This window comes from Metaclostridioides mangenotii (assembly GCF_018917235.1).
GTDB lineage: Bacteria > Bacillota > Clostridia > Peptostreptococcales > Peptostreptococcaceae > Metaclostridioides.
In genome coordinates this window covers 137,834-157,613 of the sequence record NZ_JAHLOF010000003.1, presented here as the reverse complement: position 1 = coordinate 157,613, position 19,780 = coordinate 137,834, and the positions used below count along the sequence as shown (strand labels likewise).

16 protein-coding genes are annotated in these 19,780 nt (G+C 31.1%); 13 read left to right on the top strand and 3 right to left on the bottom strand.

The genetic code is table 11. From position 1 onward, the window contains the following. The 3 genes from zapA (at position 1) to KQI18_RS06065 (ending at position 4,046) form a co-directional block, all read left to right on the top strand. Positions 1-567 carry a cell division protein ZapA gene (gene zapA / locus KQI18_RS06075; RefSeq protein WP_216466839.1) on the top strand — a complete coding sequence of 189 codons (567 nt, stop codon included), beginning with the start codon at positions 1-3 and terminating at the stop codon, positions 565-567. A 114-nt stretch (positions 568-681) separates the two neighbouring features. Next, positions 682-3,120, top strand: coding sequence for a DUF3656 domain-containing U32 family peptidase (locus KQI18_RS06070; RefSeq protein ID WP_216466837.1), 2,439 nt, complete (start codon positions 682-684; stop codon positions 3,118-3,120). A 95-nt stretch (positions 3,121-3,215) separates the two neighbouring features. Beyond that, positions 3,216-4,046 carry a nitroreductase family protein gene (locus tag KQI18_RS06065; protein WP_216466835.1) on the top strand — a complete coding sequence of 277 codons (831 nt, stop codon included), beginning with the start codon at positions 3,216-3,218 and terminating at the stop codon, positions 4,044-4,046. 162 nt (positions 4,047-4,208) lie between these two features. Here KQI18_RS06065 and KQI18_RS06060 read toward each other — a convergent pair whose 3' ends face one another. Next, positions 4,209-4,721, bottom strand: coding sequence for a Gx transporter family protein (locus tag KQI18_RS06060; protein WP_236887662.1), 513 nt, complete (start codon positions 4,719-4,721; stop codon positions 4,209-4,211). Positions 4,722-4,759: 38 nt separating this feature from the next. Beyond that, positions 4,760-5,167 carry a NusG domain II-containing protein gene (locus KQI18_RS06055; protein ID WP_236887661.1) on the bottom strand — a complete coding sequence of 136 codons (408 nt, stop codon included), beginning with the start codon at positions 5,165-5,167 and terminating at the stop codon, positions 4,760-4,762. A 221-nt stretch (positions 5,168-5,388) separates the two neighbouring features. On the opposite strand from KQI18_RS06055, the gene KQI18_RS06050 reads away from it, so the two are divergent. The 6 genes from KQI18_RS06050 (at position 5,389) to KQI18_RS06025 (ending at position 12,064) form a co-directional block, all read left to right on the top strand. Next, complete coding sequence (locus KQI18_RS06050) at positions 5,389-5,898, top strand: FMN-binding protein (protein WP_216466831.1); 510 nt, start codon at positions 5,389-5,391, stop codon at positions 5,896-5,898. A 267-nt stretch (positions 5,899-6,165) separates the two neighbouring features. Then, complete coding sequence (locus KQI18_RS06045) at positions 6,166-7,206, top strand: FAD:protein FMN transferase (protein ID WP_216466830.1); 1,041 nt, start codon at positions 6,166-6,168, stop codon at positions 7,204-7,206. An 18-nt stretch (positions 7,207-7,224) separates the two neighbouring features. Next, positions 7,225-8,097 (top strand): LysR family transcriptional regulator, encoded by an 873-nt coding sequence (locus KQI18_RS06040; RefSeq protein ID WP_216466828.1) that lies wholly within the window; start codon positions 7,225-7,227, stop codon positions 8,095-8,097. Between the two features lie 53 nt (positions 8,098-8,150). Further along, complete coding sequence (locus KQI18_RS06035; RefSeq protein WP_216466826.1) at positions 8,151-9,098, top strand: 1,4-dihydroxy-2-naphthoate polyprenyltransferase; 948 nt, start codon at positions 8,151-8,153, stop codon at positions 9,096-9,098. A gap of 32 nt (positions 9,099-9,130) precedes the next feature. Beyond that, on the top strand, positions 9,131-11,068 hold the full coding sequence (locus tag KQI18_RS06030) for an FAD-dependent oxidoreductase (protein ID WP_216466824.1): 1,938 nt from the start codon (positions 9,131-9,133) through the stop codon (positions 11,066-11,068). Positions 11,069-11,095: 27 nt separating this feature from the next. Then, positions 11,096-12,064 carry a polyprenyl synthetase family protein gene (locus KQI18_RS06025; protein WP_216466822.1) on the top strand — a complete coding sequence of 323 codons (969 nt, stop codon included), beginning with the start codon at positions 11,096-11,098 and terminating at the stop codon, positions 12,062-12,064. A 119-nt stretch (positions 12,065-12,183) separates the two neighbouring features. Here KQI18_RS06025 and KQI18_RS06020 read toward each other — a convergent pair whose 3' ends face one another. After that, positions 12,184-13,629, bottom strand: coding sequence for an aminoacyl-histidine dipeptidase (locus tag KQI18_RS06020; protein WP_216466820.1), 1,446 nt, complete (start codon positions 13,627-13,629; stop codon positions 12,184-12,186). Between the two features lie 151 nt (positions 13,630-13,780). On the opposite strand from KQI18_RS06020, the gene KQI18_RS06015 reads away from it, so the two are divergent. The 4 genes from KQI18_RS06015 to KQI18_RS06000 all read left to right on the top strand — a co-directional run bounded on the left by KQI18_RS06015 (position 13,781) and on the right by KQI18_RS06000 (position 19,780). Next, the gene (locus KQI18_RS06015) at positions 13,781-16,159 is read left to right on the top strand and encodes an endonuclease MutS2 (RefSeq protein ID WP_216466818.1); all 2,379 of its coding nucleotides are present in this window, start codon (positions 13,781-13,783) and stop codon (positions 16,157-16,159) included. A 14-nt stretch (positions 16,160-16,173) separates the two neighbouring features. Beyond that, complete coding sequence (locus KQI18_RS06010; RefSeq protein WP_216466812.1) at positions 16,174-16,617, top strand: DUF523 domain-containing protein; 444 nt, start codon at positions 16,174-16,176, stop codon at positions 16,615-16,617. A gap of 154 nt (positions 16,618-16,771) precedes the next feature. Further along, entirely contained in the window at positions 16,772-18,472 is a 1,701-nt protein-coding gene (argS, locus tag KQI18_RS06005; protein WP_216466810.1) for an arginine--tRNA ligase, read from the top strand. A gap of 381 nt (positions 18,473-18,853) precedes the next feature. Continuing rightward, positions 18,854-19,780: a hypothetical protein gene (locus KQI18_RS06000; RefSeq protein WP_216466808.1), complete on the top strand. Its 927-nt coding sequence runs from the start codon at positions 18,854-18,856 to the stop codon at positions 19,778-19,780.

Below are 19,780 nucleotides of genomic sequence, written 5' to 3'. Positions count from 1 at the left end.
ATGAATAAAGTAGTAGTCAAAATACATGGATCCGAATATACGATGATAGGAGAAAATTCTGAATCGTATATGATCAGAGTAGCTGATTTTGTAGATAAAGAGATGAATAAAATCGTCGAGCACAACCCGAGGTTGAGTATATCACAAGCGGGGATTTTAACTGCATTGAATATAGCGAATCTCCTATTTGAATGTTCAAGTGAAAATGATGATTTAGTTAAACAAAATGAAAATCTTAAAGATTCAAGATCTAATCATGAAGATTTAAAAAGGCATATAGCTGACTTAGAGGAAAAATTGAAAGTAAAATCAGAGGAAATCGAAAGTAAAGACTCTGAGATGAAAGAGCTTACTACAAGTTTAAGATCAATAAAAGATAATGACAACAGTAGTAACAGTGATGAATATAAAAATAAATATGAAAAATTAGAAAAAGAATTTTTTGAAGCAAAAGAAAGAGCAAAAATATCTGAAAATTTAGCTTCTGAATTTCAGAACAAAGCTTATGAGTTACAGTTAAAATATACTGAATTAGAAAACTCAATAAACAAAAATAAGCTAAAGTAAATATTAGAATATTTAAAAAATATATATGGTGATATTTACAATAAATGTAAGGAGCTGTCTCAAAAAATGGGATAGCTCTTTCGTGTATATTAATATGATATGGAAGTAGGTAATATGGAAACTAATAAAATTAAAAACAATATTGAGCTTCTAGCTCCTGTTGGTTCATATGAAGCTTTGAAGGCAGCAGTTCAAAATGGTGCTAATGCTGTTTATTTGGGTGGAAAAGACTTCAGTGCTAGAGCATCAGCAAATAACTTTGATAGAGATGAATTAATAGAAGCAGTAAAGTATAGCCACATAAGAGGTGTACAAGTATTTGTAACAGTAAATACACTTATAAAACAGAGAGAGATCGAATATTTTGTCGAGTATATAAAATTTTTATACGATGCAGATGTTGATGCTCTTATAATCCAGGATATTGGTATAGCTAAATTAGTAAAAGAGCTTTTACCAGATTTTGAAATACATGCTAGTACACAGATGGTTGCACATTCTTTAGATGATGTAAAGTACTTGAGCAGTGTAGGATTTGATAGAGTAGTTTTAGCTAGAGAATTAAATATTAGTGAAATAAGAAATATTTGTGATAACACTGATGTAGACATAGAAGTGTTTGTTCATGGAGCATTATGTGTTTGTTACTCTGGTCAGTGTTTGATGAGTAGTATGTTAGGAAATAGATCTGGAAACCGAGGAAGATGTGCACAACCATGTAGACAAAGATACCAACTTATAGATTTAGAGACTGGTAAAGTTGTAAATGAAGACGGAGATTATTTACTTAGTACAAGAGATTTAAATTCTATAGAAGATATAGATAAGGTAATAGATGCTGGAGTTTATTCACTTAAAATTGAAGGACGAATGAAAAAGCCTGAGTACGTTGCAACGGTGGTATCTAGCTATAGACATGCGGTGGATGAATATTTGGAAAAAGGAGATTTCTGTGTATCTGAAAGCACTATGGAAAATCTTTATACTATATTCAATAGAAGGTTCACAAAAGGACATATCCTTGGAGATATAGGGAATGACCTTATGAATAGGGAAAAACCAAATAATCAAGGTTTATATATCGGAAAAGTAATAGATTGTAATAGAAAGATGAAAAGACTTAAATTAAAATTGGAAGGGACTCTAAAAAAAGGGGACGGCATCAATTTAGGCGGAGGAACTATTGGTAGAATAATTAAGGGAAAAGAGATTTCTGATATTGGATACGTAGGTGAAACTATAGAACTTGACTTCATAGGCGAAGCAAAGAGAAATCAGAGAGTCTTTAAAACTTCAGATGGAGAGCTTTTGGAGAGAGTTAAAGAAACTTTCAAAGACAATAAAGAATTCGTTAAAATACCAGTAGAAGCTGAAATAAAAATCAAATTGGACCATAATCCAGTGCTTACAATAAAAGATGAAAATGGAAACATCGCAACAGTAGAAGGTATTAATCCAGCAGAAAAGGCTATAAAAGTTGCACTTAGTGAAGAAAAAGTAAAGTCTCAATTGGCTAAGTTGGGGAATACACCTTACATTATGCACAATGTAAATATAAATATTGATGATAATGTTAGTATGCCTATAAGTGTACTTAATCAGATGAGAAGAGAAGGTATAGATCTTTTAAGTGTCAAAAGATCTAATATTCGAGAAAGAAAGTACAAGGATAAGCATGTAAATTATATTCCTAGAACGATACAGCAAGTTATAGTAAGCAACAATAAATTGAGAGTTAAAGTTAAGAATTTAGAACAATTAGAGGCTGTTTTAGGATACAATTTAGACGTTATATACTATGAAGATATTTATTCTCTAGGGGAGGCAATAAAAATATCAGAGAAAACAGGTGAAAAAATAGTTTACTCAGCTCCAAGAGTTATTAGAAATGGAGAGTTTAGCTTAATATCTAAATTTAAAGATATTACTGATAAAATCGGAGTTCAGGTAGGTACTTGGGGATCTCTTGACGTTTTTGAAAATAATGATAAGTATATAGATTATTATTTAAATACTTTCAATAGTGAATCGCTGAACTATTTTAATAGCCAAAAAGTTAAATCTGTTTGTATATCAGTTGAAATGAGTCTAGATGAAATAGAGGAAACTTTAAAATACACTGAGGTCGAAGCTGAGGCAGTTGTTTACGGATATATTCCTATGATGATAACAGAATACTGCCCAATGGGAGTAGTGGCAAGAGACTGCAAGAGAGATAAGAGATGTGTTATATGCTCACAAAGTAAATACGCTTTAGAGAGTGCAGATGGAGAGAGATTTAAATTATTCCAAGATATGTACTGTAGAAGCACTATTTACAACTCTAAACCGCTTTGCGTATTGGACGATTTAGATAGACTAAGACGTGTTGGAATATCCGTATTTAGACTAGATTTTACATTTGAAGGAGTACATGAAATAAAAGAAATAGTAGAATCATATTTAGATGTCATAGACAATAATAATAAGCTGGATGGAAAATCTACTCAAGTGTTCAAGTATTTAGAAAAAAATGGGATAATGGAAGGTCATTATTACGAAGGGATAGAATAATTCTCTATATCAAAAGTAAAGTTTGGTAATCAAACTCTGGCAAGTAATATGCAAATTTCAAATTATAATATATTACACATAGAGGGGGTTTTAAATTGATTAAGATTGATGAAAATAAATGTATAGGCTGTGGATCATGTGCATCAGAGTGTTTACCAACAGCTATAATCATGAAGGATAAAAAACCTGTAGTTAGAGATAGAATCTGTATGAAGTGCAGTCACTGCGTGTCTGTCTGTCCAGTAGATGCTGTGGAAATGACTGATCACAACAAAGTAGAGGTAGTAGAATATGATAAAGCTACTTTTGATATCGATCCAGTAAACATGTTAAATACTATAAAATTTAGAAGAAGTATTAGACACTTTAAGGACAAAAAAGTAGAAAAAGAAAAACTAGACAATATATTAGAAGCTGGTAGATATACACCTACAGCAAGCAATAAACAAGCAACAAGGTATATTGTCTTAGATAAAGAGTTAGAGGAAATTAAGGTAATGGCTATGAAGGGGCTACACAATTTAGCTGTTAACCATGGTGATGAAGAGCCTCTTAAGTCATCATCAGTGTACAAGAAAAAATTCGAGCAGATGTATGATGATTACGACGAAAACGGTGTAGACATGTTATTTTATAACGCTCCAATGGCCATATTAGTAGTTGTGAATGAATCTCAAAGTGGAATGTTCGCTCGTGTTGATGGGGCATTAGCTGCATCTAATATGGAATTAATGGCTCATACTCTAGGATTAGGAATGTGTCATGTAGGATTTTTCTTAAGAGCTGTTGATTATGTACCAGAACTTCAAGAAAAGCTTGGACTAAAAAAAGGAGAAGCTATAGCTACGACCGTGATACTTGGATACCCTGATGTAAAGTATAGAAGAGGAGCTAATAGAAAAGCTATCAATGTAACAATGAAGTAATTTAGTATAGAAATATTTAAGAAATTTTAAAGTAATGATAATATGTGAACCTATGCTATTAAAGAATAAATATAATATAAATTTTAATAAAAAAGGATGCATAAAAATAATGCATCCCTCTTTTATTTGAAATATTATTTAGAATATGATTTTATTCTACAGCTATAAACTTTCTTCTAGCATTAATTTTTCTCTGAATTGGGGTAATTTTTTTAAATGGTTTAATAAGTAATTAGCGGATAAACCAATAAAAAATCCTGTACCTATTCCTGCAATTGAGAGTATTGGTAAATAAATAAACACTCCAAAATTATTGAGTATTAAGGATGCAGCAAACAGTTGGCCTATATTATGAAAAACAGCAGCTGATGTACTAACACCTATTACTGATACATATTTACCACCAAGTTTTTTTACTAAAATAGTAACTATAAAACTTAGGACACCACCTGTAGCACTATATAAAAGAGCAGAAACGGTACTACCTAGTAAAGTGGAAAGTAGAAGTCTTAAAATAAGTACAGCAAATGCTTCTCTATAATTATCTAGTGTGTATACTGAAATTACTATTATTAAATTAGCTAGACCTAATTTAGCACCAGGCGTGATAAAAGGTACAGGTATTGTTCTTTCTATTAAAGAGAGAATCAGTGCCATTGAAACTAAAAGCGACATATAAATCATTTTTGATGTTTTATTAGTTCTCATATTATTTAGTGAGATAGTATTAAATCGTCAGAACTATCCTTCTCCTCTCCTTTTATCTCAATTATAAGTTTATGTGGAAGACAAGCAATATTTTGACCTACTTTCGATATTTTCCCTTGTCTTATACAAACTTCGTCGGCACAGTTTGCTTCAATCATTTTGACAGTATTATCTTTGATTAATATTTTATTTACATATCCTTTATGCTTTTTATCTTCTATCTCAATGATTTTTTCCCCTTTAAATGATGATAGAGGAATATTGTCGTAATTTTTGCCATCTAGAGTTATGCTTACATAAGTTGAACTATAATTTGCAAATACTGATGATTTAGCAAAAATAATGTTTGGTATAAAAGATAAAACTATTAAAAATACTATTATAACAATATCCATTTTTTTTATTATCTTCATGTTATTCTCCTATTACTTAATGTTAAAAATAATAATACTTCTAAATTGAATTTTATAGGAAATATGTAAAAATATCAATATACTAAAAATTATATTAGTTGCGATATAAAAAAACTATGTAGTATAATTAAATACTATTAACATATTTTTAACAAACAAGAGTATAATTTACTTAACGGAAATATTTTATAAAACTATATAAGTTGTAGGGGGATTTATTCATGAACAAAAAATTTTTATCGTTAATATGTGCAGGATTAATATCTGTTTCGGTTGTAGGTTGCTCAAGCCAACCTAAAGAAGAAGATTCAAAAGATCAAAAACCAGCAGCAACTGAACAAACAAAAGATGAGTCTAAAATAAAAGATGGTACATATGAAGTTGAAACAAAAGAAGCAGATGATAAAGGTTTCAAAGCTAATGCAAAAATCACTGTAAAAGATGGAAAAATATCTGAAGCTAAATATGTAGAGTTCTCTGATGAAAAAGGCGACAAAAAAGACGATGAAGAGTACAACAAAAAAATGAAAGAAGTTTCTGGAACTAACCCTCAAGAATATGAAGTAGCAATAGCTGATCAAGTTGTTAAGGCGCAATCAGGAGAAATTGATGGAGTAACTGGTGCCACTGGATCAACTGCAAAAGCAAAAGAATTGTTTGCAAAAGCTTTAGAAAATGCTGAGAATGGAAAAGCTGAAAAAGAGTTAATTGAAGTCAAAGCTGCTGAATAATTAAGTTGATTATATACAAAACTACTAATTTGTTACATTAGTAGTTTTGTTGTTTTATTGATGAGATGTTTTAATAAATGTATACTTGGGTATAAGGAGTTATATAATTTTATATAAATACAGCGATTCTAATAAAACATTCCAACCATTCGAAATTGAATAAACCATAGAGTTATTACTCTACCAGACATTAAAAAAATTAAAATTAAATATGATTATCAGCATAAGTTAAAAATTTAATAAAAACTATATAAAGCGAGATTTATTATGAAAAAACGTTTTCTTTTAATTTTATTGGTTCTATTTATAATTGCTTATTCTAGTGGCTGTGGGCCAAAGGATACAGCAGGATCCACTGAACCTGTTTCTAAAACAGAGATGTTTATGGGAACAGTCATAAAAGTTACACTTTACGATCATCAGAGCGATGAAGTAATGGATAAGGTATTTGATAAGCTTAAAGAAATTGACGATATTGTAAGTGTTAATAAAGAGGGGACCGAAATAGATAAGGTAAATAAAAATGCAGGTGTAAAGCCTGTTAAAATGAGTGAAACAAGTTTTGATATTATATCTTCAGGGCTTAAGTATTCTAAGTTTTCAAATGGAGGTTATGATATCACAGTAGGGCCACTCGTGAAGTTGTGGAGCATAGGGCTCCCAGAAGCAAAAGTCCCAACCAAAGATGAAATTGAAAAGTCATTAGAGCTTATCGACTACAATAAAGTACAATTAAACAAAAATACTAAAGAAGTTTATTTGCAAGAGAAAGGTATGATGCTAGATTTAGGAAGCATAGCGAAAGGTTATGCCGCTGATGAAGCTGTTAAGGTATTAAAAGAAGCAGGAGTTGAAAGAGCAATAGTAGATTTAGGCGGGAATATATTTGCTATGGGATCTAAGTCTAAAGATAAGGGATGGACTATAGGAATACAAGATCCAGTAGAACTTAGAGGTAATGCTTTAGGAAGCCTAGAAGTCAAAAATAAAACAGTTGTAACAACTGGAATTTACGAGAGATACATTGAAAAAGATGGTATAAAATATCATCACATATTAAATCCAGAAACAGGTTATCCATATGATACCTCAATATCTGGAGTATCAATTATTGCTGATAAATCAATGGACGCAGATGCTTTATCTACGTTGATATTTACAAAAGGTCTAGAAGATGGTTTAAAAATGGTTGAAGAAATGGAAAATGTGGATGCTGTATTTGTTACAAATGACAAACAAGTTTACACTACTAGTGGAATAAAAGGAAACTTTAAACTACTAAAAGATGATTTTAAACTTGTTAATTAGATCCCTGGAGGAATTGTAATGAGAATAAGCACCCTTAGGTATTTTTATGAAGTTGCCCAAATAAAGAGTATATCAAAAGTAGCAGCAAATTTCCATATTTCTCAGCCTGCTCTAAGTAATCAACTATTTAAGCTTGAAAGTGAGTTTGGTGAAAAGTTATTTGAGAGAAGTAATAGAGGGGTGGAGTTAACTGAGAAAGGTGAAATTCTTTATCAGTATGCAAAAGAAATAATCATGCAGTATGATAATCTTTTACAAGATATGAAATCAGAGAGCCATGATCAAAGAAAGATTAAGATTAACATTTCCAATGTTTATGCGAATTATATCGTAAACAAGGTGTCAAATAGTATCATAGAAATTTTTAGTGAGACTGATGTTTACATTAACAATGACTATATTGCAAATGAAAATGCGATGTTATTAAATAATAGAGCTGAATTGGCTGTAGGTTGTTCATATATAGCTGATCCTGATTTAGTTTCTGATTATGTAGGCACAGATAAGATTATATTAGTGAGTAATAAAAAAATAGATATTTCTGAAATCAATAATATGCCAATAGCTTTATTAAATGATAGAGTTGAGACAGTTGGCAAAGTTAATTCTAACGTAAAGTATGAAAATATAGTACTAAGAACAGATTCATTAGACATTTTAAAAGGATATATATTTAATAATGAATGTATTGGAATTTTACCACGTATATCTATAAGTGACGAGTTGGAAACAAATTCTCTGGTGAATCTAAATGCAGTAGATTATGAGTGGGATTATAACTTTTATGTGTCATATAGAAAAGATATAGATAACAAAATGAAGAATAGTATAGCGAAATTTAGAAACAAATTAGAAAATATTTTAATTAAGTCCTCGGTAAGTGTAATATAGAAATGATATAGATAATTGAAAACAGTAATAAAATGTTAGTTAAAGGAGGTTTTATGGGGATTAAAGGTTTTATTAGATACGTTGAACTTCCAACTAAAATCGCTAGTGTGACGCCATTTATGCTAGGTGTACTTTTTACATTATTTAGATATGGTAAATTAGATATTACAAATTTAATTATAATGTTTATATCTATGATAAGTTTTGATATGGCAACAACCGCTATAAATAATTATTATGACTACAAAAACGAATTGAAGCATACAGATGGTAATTATAATGGTAGCAATCCCATGTTTATATACAATATTTCTAAACAAAAAGGTATCTTTATAATACTAATGTTAATATTTATAGCTGTTGTATTTGGAGTTTTATTAACACTTAGAACAAATCTTTTATTGTTAGTTTTAGGGGTTGTGTGTTTTCTTATGGGAATAAGTTATACATTTGGACCAGTGCCTATATCTAGGACTCCTTTTGGGGAAGCATTTTCAGGATTTTTTATGGGGTTTTTTATAACATTTTTAACAATTTATTCAAGCATTTATAATGATAATTTTTTCGGAGTTTATTTAAATGGATATATATTGACTGCCAAGTTTAATTTACTTGAAGGTCTTGTAATACTTTTAATATCGATGCCTCTAGTTGCAGGAATTGCTAACATAATGTTGGCAAATAACATCTGTGATTTAGAGGATGATATAAAAGTTAATAGATTTACACTTACTTATTATATAGGTAGGGACAAGGCACTAATTTTGTATAGATATATATATTACATAGCATATATTTGCATGCTTATTGGAGTATTTATAAAAGTGCTTCCGTTGAGTTGTATGTTTACTCTACCCACATTTAATGTGATAAATAAAAATATTAAAAAATTAGCACAAAATCCTGTTAAGTCAGAGACTTTTGTTACAACAGTACAGAACTTTACTTTACTAGGATTTTCATATTTACTATGTATTTTAATCGGGATGGTACTAATGTAAATAATTTATAAAAAGAAAAGAGGGGGAAAAGTATGTCAAAGAAAATTGTTATACTAGGAGCTGGATATGCAGGAGTTCATGCGGCTAAAAAGCTTGCAAAGCATTATAAAAAAAATGATGATGTAGAAATTACAATCATAGATAGACATCCATACCATACTTTAATGACAGAGCTTCACGAGGTTGCAGGAGGAAGAGTTCCAGAGGATTCTGTTAAGATAGATCTATACAGAATATTTTCAACAACAAAGGTAAATGTTGTTGTTGATAATATCGAAAAAGTTGATTCTGATAATAACGTAGTTAAGACTAAAGATGGAGAGTACAAGTTTGATTATTTGATGATAGGTATAGGTAGTGAGCCAGCGTTCTTTGGTGTACCTGGAGTAAAAGAAAATGGATTTACATTATGGTCTCTTGATGATGCGCTTAGAATAAAAGCGCATATTGAAGATATGGTTAGAAGAGCTTCCTATGAAAAGGATGAAGAAAAAAGAAAAAGAATGCTTACGTTTATTGTAGCAGGTTCTGGTTTTACCGGAATAGAAATGGCAGGAGAGCTTTTAGAATGGAAGAAGACTTTAGCTAAAGAATACAGGGTAAATGAAGAAGAGATTAGATTGCTTGTTGTTGAGGCTATGGGTACTATTCTAAATATGCTTGATAGAGATCAAGCCGATAAAGCCGAGAAGTATATGATCAAGCATGGGTTTGAAGTAATGAAAAATTCGCCTATAATAGAAGTTGAAAAGGAATACATAAAATTAAAAGATGAAACTGTTATTCCTACAGAAACACTGATTTGGACATGTGGTATACAAGCTAACCAAGAATTAGAAGGATTAGAGGTTGAAAGAGGAAGAGCGAATAGATATAAAACAAATAAAAAAATGCAAATAGAAGGCAAAGAAAATATATATGTAGTAGGGGATCTTTCCTGGGTAGAAGTAGAAGAGGGGAAGGGTAATCCACAGATAGTTGAAGCTGCAGAGCAAACAGGTGTGACGGCAGCAAAAAATATAATGGCTTCAATAGATGGAAAAGAACAAGTAGATTTTAAACCAAATTACCATGGATTCATGGTATCTGTAGGTGGAAGATACTGTGTTGCAAATTTATCTGGAATTAAACTTTCAGGATTCTTTGCTATGGTTATGAAACATCTGGTAAATATGAAGTATTTATTCAGTGTAAATGATATTCATGCTGTTTACAAATACCTTTTACATGAGTTCTTTGGAATGAAAGAAAGACGTAGTATAATGGGAAATCACCTGTCATCTAAGGGTAATAGACTTTGGTTGTTGCCGCTTAGATTTTATATAGGATTTTTATGGATTATAGAAGCATCTAAAAAGCTTGTGGGTGAAGAAACCTGGGCATCTGCATTTAAAGCAGCAGGAAGTTCACATGGAGTTTTTGACTATATTGGTACACTTACTTCTAAATTGTTTACAATTGGGCCTGATAGCTGGGTACTTGCAGGGAACGTCAAAATGCCTTTTTCTTGGTTACAAGATGCAGTTTCAGGAGCATCACAGGCAGTAGATTCAGCTGCGTCAACTGTTACACCAATACTATCAAAGACTCCTGGATTTTATGAGGCTATAATGAAAGTATTTATGCCAACTCCAGAAGTAGCAGTTTGGTTTCAAAGAATAGTAGTGTTGACTGAGTTAGCTATTGGTGCTTGCTTGATAATAGGTCTGTTTACTTTCTTGGCATCAGCTGTTTCAGCTTTTATGACTCTGAACTTTATATTGACAGCAATGGCAGGTTGGGATATACTTTGGTTTACATTTGGTAGTATAGCGCTTATGTCTGGAGCAGGTAGAACTTTTGGTGTGGACTACTACTTGATGCCGTGGATAAGTCAGAAGGTCAGCGATTTCTGGATGGGCAAAAGAAGACCTATATACGAAGCTCACGGAGGAAGAAAAGGTACGAATAGTACGGAGACAAATAGTTAAAAGAGCAAAGTAAAGTGAGGGATTAAATTGAGTAAATTCTGGAGAGATTATCCCGTAATAGACAGAGAAATAGAAGAAGTTACAGAGACAATTAAGAAGAATGCAAAGTGTAAGGATAAAATTATCGAAAATAGTATAATAGAACTTGTAAATTCCGGTGGTAAAATGCTAAGACCAGCATTTACATTAATAGCCTCTAGGTTTGGAGATTACAATAAAGAGAGAGCACAGGCACTAGCTTCTGTAATGGAAATGTTTCATATGGCTACATTGGTACACGATGATATTATAGATGAAGCTAAGTTTAGAAGAGGGAAAGAAACAGTTCAATCAAAGTACGGTAAAAACTATGCAGTTTATATTGGAGATTACTTATTTTGTATATGTTTTAGGATACTTGCTACTACATCTTCTATTGACAGAGGAATAGATGTAGATACAAAAGTTATGTCTAAGATATGTCTAGGAGAGATCAACCAATTAAACTCTATATTTAATAAGAATTTATCTATAAAAGAGTACTTTAGAATTATTGCGGGGAAAACTGCTGAGCTATTTTCACTGAGTTTTTATATAGGAGCTGCAGAGAGTGGATGCGACAAAAAGGTTTGTAGACTTTTTTGGAGTATAGGTCATAATATTGGAATGTCGTTTCAAATTATAGATGACATACTAGACTATACTGGGTCTGGGGAACAGCTCGGTAAAAGTGTGGGAAATGATTTAAAAGAGGGACTGTATACCCTACCTTTACTTCTTGCAATTCAAAATAATCCTAATAAATTTGAAGAACTTTTAAAAGATGATGAATACGATGAAGACGAAATAAAACAAATTGTCGATGCAGTGAAAGACAATGGAGGAATAAAGGAAGCTATTAAAATATCAGAAAAATACACTAAAAAGGCGTTTAGAGACATAAACAAGCTTCCTGATAATGAATATAAGCAAATACTGCTTGAGGTCGTAGAAAGACTTTTAGTAAGGGAATATTAAATTACAAAGTATACTATATATGATAGATTAGATTTAAAAAGTCAGGGACTTAAATTGTTCCTGACTTTTGTTATATAACAAAAAAAGATGCCCCAATATCTGAGACATCTCTTGTTTTATTATTTTATAGCTTTCAATAAAGCTAATAAGTATTCCCAAATATTTTCTACAGATGGTAAACTTATGTGCTCATTTGGTGTATGAACATCGAACATATCTGGCCCGATTGATATAGCTTCGGCTTCAGGAAGTTTATCAAGTAATAAACCACACTCAAGTCCTGCATGTAATGCAGTTATTACTGGCTCTTTTCCAATTAATTCTTTATAAACATCAGCGCCTAATTTCTCTAGAGCTGAACCTTTTCTGTGTTCCCAAGCTGGGTAAACACCAGCTATTTCATTTGTTCCACCAAGTACGTCTGCAAGAAGCTGAACTCTATCTGCTATTTCTTCTCTTAGAGATATAACAGAACTTCTTATAGCACTCATAAAGCTTATTGTATCATGCTTGTTATCTATTATAGCGAAGTTAGTAGAACTTTCTACTAGCCCCTTGATTTCCATGCTTACTGATTGAACGCCATGAGGTATTAAGCAAGTCATTTGAATTATTTTAGCTTTGCTTTCTACAGTCATAACTTCATCAGCGGAAGCGTCTTTAACTTTTATTATTAGTCCTGGATCAGCAGTGCTGTATTCATTTCTGAATGTAGCCTCTAATTCGCCTATTTGTTTTTTAGCTTCATCAACATCTTTAGCATCAACTAAGATTACACAGTTAGCTTCACGTGGAATTGCATTATGTTTAGTTCCACCTTGTATACTAGCTAAATCAAAGTCCACAGTTAACATATTTAAAAGTCTTCCAACTAATTTATTTGCATTAGCCTTTTGTAAAACGATATCCATACCAGAGTGTCCACCTAAAAGTCCACTTACTTCAACTTCTAGAGCTTTTTTATCTGGGCAGGCTTTTGTGTACTCAACAGGTAGAGTAACTACAGAAGTTTTACCACCAGCACAGCTTACAAGTATAAATCCTTCTTCTTCAGAGTCTATATTGATAATGTATTTACCTTTTATTAGACTTGGGTCTAATGCAGCAGCACCATCCATTCCAGTTTCTTCGTTAGTAGTAACTAAAACTTCTAACGCTGGATGTTCAACAGTGTCGTCTTCTAAAATAGCCAGAGCCATAGCAACAGCAATACCGTTGTCCGCACCAAGAGTTGTCCCAGTTGCATAAAGCATGTCCCCATCTAATCTCAATTTAATTGGGTCTTTTTCGAAATCATGCTCTACATCCTTTTCTTTCTCACAAACCATGTCCATATGACCTTGAAGTACTACACCAGGTGCATTTTCATAACCTTTAGTAGCTGGTTTTCTAATTACTACGTTTAAAGCTTCATCTTGTACAGTTTCAAGACCAAGATCTTTACCGAATTTAACTAAGTAATCACTTACTTGTTTTTCGTTTCCAGATCCTCTTGGAATTTGTGAAATTGCTTCAAAGTTCTTAAGAACGTTTTGAGGCTTTAGACCATTTAGTATACTTGACATAAAATACATCTCCTTTAATTTAATTTATAGTATAAAAATAGCTATATAAATAGTATAATACAAAATGTACATTATAAGTATACCCAAATAGGAGTTTGTTAAAAAATAAAAAAGAAATTAGTAAAAAATAGAATGAGGATGGTGAAAATTAATGAATAATCGATCTATGAAAGTGCTAGAATTTTACAAGATAATTGAATTACTTAAACAAAAAGCTTCCTCTTCTCTAGGTTTAAAATATATAGATAAATTAATGCCAAGTTCAGAAACTGAAGAAGTTAAATATATGTTAGAAGAGACTAGTGAAGCACAATCAATTCTTATTAAAAGCGGATCTGTAAGTTTAAGTGGAATAGACGACATAGAGGATAAAGTCAAAAGAGCTAATGTTGGAGCGTCTTTAGATACTGGTAGCTTGCTAAATATAGCTAAAAATTTACAAGCTGCTAGAAATGTAAAAAGAACTTTATCTAGTTCTGAAGAAGAGGATTTTAATTATCCTGTTATTCAAGGAATGTCTGATTCACTTTATGTATTTAGAGATATAGAAGATAAAATTTTTAATTCTATAATAAGTGAAATAGAGATATCAGATAATGCGTCAACTACTCTTAGAGATATTAGAAGGAAAATACTTCAAAAAAATCAATCAATAAGATCTAAATTAAATTCAATAATAACTTCTTCGACATATCAAAAATATCTACAAGATGCAATAGTATCTATGAGAGATGATAGATTTGTTGTTCCTGTAAAGGCTGAATATAGATCTCAAATGGCTGGAATAATTCACGATCAATCATCTTCAGGTGCAACACTATTTATAGAACCAATGAGCATAGTAGAAATGAACAATGAACTTAGACAATTAAAGCTTAAAGAGAAGGAAGAAATAGAAAGAATTCTAGCTGAACTCTCAAATGAGGTTGGAGAGATAAGTGAAGACTTAATCTCAAATCAAGAGATATTAGGAAAGTTAGATTTTATATTTGCCAAAGGAAAGCTTTCAATCCAAATGAGAGGTATTGAACCAGAAATAAATGACAATAAACATATAAATATAAAGAAAGGTAGACATCCTCTTATAGACTCTGATTATGTTGTATCTAATACGGTGTATTTGGGTGAAGATTTTGATACACTTGTGATAACTGGGCCAAATACAGGAGGTAAAACTGTAACAATTAAGACTGTAGGTCTATTTGCACTTATGACTCAAAGTGGTCTTCATATTCCTGCGGATTTTGGAAGTAGCATGTGTGTTTACGACAATATTTTTGCTGATATTGGCGACGAGCAAAGTATTGAGCAAAGTCTATCTACATTCTCTTCTCATATGACTAATATAGTAGATATACTAGATCAAATAACATCTGATTCCCTAGTAATATTTGATGAGTTAGGTGCTGGTACAGATCCAGTTGAGGGTGCTGCTCTTGCTATTTCTATACTTGAATATGTAAACATGATGGGTGCAAAATGTATCGCGACAACTCACTACAGTGAGCTTAAAAATTATGCCCTAACAAAAGAAAGAGTGGAAAATGCAGCAGTAGAATTTGATTTAGAGACATTAAGTCCAACATACAAACTTCTTATCGGTATACCAGGAAAGTCAAATGCGTTTGAAATATCCAAAAAATTAGGGCTTAGCGATTATGTTATTGACAAGGCAAAAGAGTTTATAAATACAGATAATATAGCACTTGAAGATGTACTTCAAAATGTAGAGAAGAATAGGCTTCAGGCAGAATCAGATAGACTTGAAGCTAAGAGGTTAAAACTTGAAATAGAAAATTTAAAAAAAGAATACGACGAAAAATTAGAAAGGTTATCATCTCAAAAAGAAAAGATGTTGGAGCGTGCAAGATCAGAAGCATTCTCTATTGTAAGACAAGCTAAAGAAGAAGTAGATGGTATAGTAAAGGAGCTTAGAAGGTTAGAAAATGAGAGAGCTTCCAAGGAGAAAAATAGAATTATTGAAGATCTTAAAAAAGAACTAACAAGCTCTATGGGTAGTCTTCAACCTTCAGTCAAAAGTATGATAGTTCCTAAAGTTTCTAATAAAGAAGTAAAAGATTTAAAACCAGGTGAAGAAGTTAAGGTAATAACATTAAATCAAGAGGGGACAGTAATATCTGTTGATAAAAATAAAAAAGAGGCTGTTGTTCAAATTGGTATTATGAAGATGGCTTTACCGTTTAAATCACTTAAGAAAGTTGGTAAAAGCGCAAATTCTGTTGTTACAAAATCCACTAGAAGTATAATAAAATCAAAGTCAGGAAGAGTGAAAAGTGAAGTAGATCTTAGAGGAATGAATCTTGAGGAAGCAATAATGGCCGTTGAAAAGTATCTAGATGACGCATACATGTCAGGTATTGAAAAAGCGACAGTAATCCACGGTGTAGGTACTGGAGTTCTTAAAAAAGGTCTTCAGGATGTTATAAGACAAAATAAGCATGTAAAATCACAAAGACCTGGTGAATACGGAGAAGGCGGAATAGGGGTAACAATAGTAAGCTTTAAATAATGGAGGGTAAATAAATGATATTAGTATCAGCGTGTTTACTTGGAATAAATTGTAAATATAGTGGAGATAATAATAATAGCGAGAAATTAATAGAGTATCTAAAAGATAAAGAATTTAAAATAGCGTGCCCAGAACAACTGGGTGGACTTTCTACTCCTAGAGATCCTTCCGAGATAGTTGGAGAAGGTGGAGAGTCTATATTAGCAGGGGATGGCAAGGTCCTAACCAATAGTGATAAAGATGTCTCTTATTCCTTTGTAAGAGGAGCGGAAGAAACTCTTAAAATCGCAAAATTGTATAATTGTACTCAAGCAATATTAAAAGAAGGTAGCCCTTCATGTGGTTCAAGCCTTATTTACGATGGTTCTTTTTCTGGAGTTAAGGTAAATGGCCAAGGAGTGACTACATCTCTTCTAAGACAACATGGAATTTCGGTTATTAGCGAAAAAGACATTTAATATAATAATAGAATACGGAAATACTTGAAAAAAGAATTATTTTGCTTTAACATGTTATAAGTGGTGATTTACTGTTTTAATAACATGTATATATTAAAGAATTAAATTTATAAGTATTAATAAATATAGATATGATGATGAGAGGAGCAAAAAGATGCAAGATTTTAAATTAGCTGTAGCAGAATGTCTTAAGGCTAAAATTGAAGATTTATCAGTAGAAGAAATTAAGGGATTGATAGAAGTTCCTCCAAATAAAGAGATGGGAGACTACGCTTTTCCATGTTTTAAATTGGCAAAGATATTTAGAAAAGCACCAAATATGATAGCTGAAGATATATCAAAAGATATTGAGCTAACTGATGGAATATCTAAAGTAATAAACCTTGGAGGATATGTAAACTTTTTCGTAAACAAAACTCAACTTGCTGAAACTGTTATAAAAAAAGTTCTTAGTGAGAAAAAGGATTACGGAAGAAGTGATTTAGGAAAAGATGAAACTATAATAGTTGAGTATTCTTCACCTAATATAGCAAAGCCATTCCATATAGGTCATATAAGAACTACGGTTATAGGTAATGCTATATACAAATTATATGAATCTCAAGGTTTTAAAACAATTAGAATTAACCATTTAGGTGACTATGGAACTCAATTTGGTAAGCTTATTGTTGCATTTAAAAAATGGGGAGACAAAAAAGCTGTTGAAGAAAATCCAATACCAGAGCTATTAAAACTTTATGTTCAATTCCATGAAGAGGCGGAGAAACAACCAGAATTAGAAGATGAATCTAGAGAGTGGTTTTCTAAATTAGAACACGGAGATGCAGAAGCTAAAGAATTATGGCAATGGTTTAGAGATGAGAGTCTAAAAGAATTCGATAGAGTATACGATTTATTAGATATACAATTTGATTCTCTTGCTGGTGAAAGTTTCTACTCTGACAAAATGGACAGTGTTATAGATACTCTAAATGAAAAACATTTGTTACAAGAATCAAAGGGAGCTCAGGTTGTAGATCTTGAGCCTTACAATATACCAACAGCATTGGTTACTAAAAATGATGGTTCAACACTTTATATGACAAGAGATCTTGCAGCAGCAATATATAGAAAAGAAACTTATGACTTTGATAAATGTATTTATGTAGTTGGGTCACAACAAGCACTTCATTTCCAACAATGTTTTAAAATATTAGAACTTATGGGATATGAATGGGCTAAAGATTTAGTTCACGTACAATTTGGTATGGTCTCATTAGAAGAAGGTACTATGTCTACTAGAAAAGGTAGAGTAGTATTTTTAGAAGATGCATTAAATCAAGCTATAGATAAGACTAAAGACATTATTCTTACTAAAAATCCAAATGCAGAAAATGTAGATGAAATATCAAAACAAGTAGGAGTTGGAGCTGTTATATTCCAAGAATTATCAAATAGTAGAATTAAAGACTATACGTTCTCTTGGGAAAGAACACTAAGTTTTGAAGGTGAAACAGGACCTTATGTTCAGTACACACATGCAAGATGTTGTTCGGTTCTTAGAAAATTCGGTGAACCAGTTTCAGCTGATATAAACTTTGATTTATTAGCTGATGAGGGAAGTTCTGAAGTATTAAAACAAATAGAATCATTTAATAAAAACATACTTGCAGCACTTAGAAAGAACGAGCCGCATATTGTGACAAGATTTGTTTTAGACTTAGCACAAGCTTTTAACAAATTCTACCACGATAATCCAATATTAGTAGAAGATGTCGAACTAAAAAAAGCTAGAGTTGCTTTAGTAGAAGCGACAAGACAAACAATAGAAAATGGATTAGCTTTACTTGGGATGAAGTCGCCAGAAAGAATGTAAAACTAAAAAAATAATTGTTAACTAATGTTAAATATAAATTTGTCGATCGTTGAGATTAAGAGGGATACAACTGCATAATATGGGGATGTCGAAAATTGATACTTTACATATAAAAAAATGGTGTCGTATAATAAGATATAGATAGTAGATTACATGAATTTTGTACACTACTATCCCCCTATATAATGACAGCTTATTTGCTGTCTCTTTTTTTTGAAAAGATTAGTAATTGAATAAAGGTAACGGTTTATTAAAATCACTATAATTTGTGATTTTAAAAAATTATAATAATATATAATCGTTTAGAAAATAAATTTTCTGAAATAAAGTCAATATTATTAAAAAATTGATTATAGAATATTGGTAAGGAAGGCGATATTTATGAAAGAAGTGTTAATAAAAAATGCATATATAAATTCTTTTGATATTGATGATAAAATTATTAAAGATATACTTATAATTAACACAAAATCGCTAGTAGATGATAAAACTCAAAGGTGTGTATACATTGATGAAAGCCGATTAAAGGGAGAGCTAATATACTACAGATACTACGGAGAGAAAATCTTAAAGAGTAATATTTTGAATATTTTACTGCCTTTAATACTTGCAAATACAAATATAAAAAAAAGTGAAGTACAAGTTATAGATCTAATGACCAAATATGTAAGATATTTCAAGGCAGATGATATGTATTTTAATTATTTACTCTCATCAGTGATGTACAATTCGTTAATTCACATGTTAATTGAAGATAAGAATATAGAGTATAAAGATTTATTACAAAAGATGAAGGAAGAAATTATAGGGTTCAACTTTGAGCTTGAAAAAAAAGATATAGTAAAGTTTCAGATGGCCAGGATAGATGCAATTAAGACTCTTGATGATTATATAGATTTAAAACACTATGATTATGATGAGAATATATTAAAAGGGCTTTTAAATGTATTATATGATGTGTATGTTGAGGATAGAGATTTAGAAGACCAAGGATTAATGAGCATAAAAAAATCTATACTATCACTATTAGGTAAAGACATAAAAGAAAATAGTATAGATAATTTAGTTTTTGTAAGTTCAATGTCCGATTATCTGATTAAAATTAGAAACTATAGAGTATCTAAAAAAATATTCAATAAAAGTGTAGATCCGAGATATATTATTAATCTAAAAGAAGAAGAATTAGTTTCAGATCCAGTTTTTAATCAAATGAAAGTAGTTTCTAAAAAATTAGTAGATGATGCATTGAACATTGTAATTAATTGTAAGTCTGGCAATTATGTACTCAAGTTTATGAAACTAAAATAG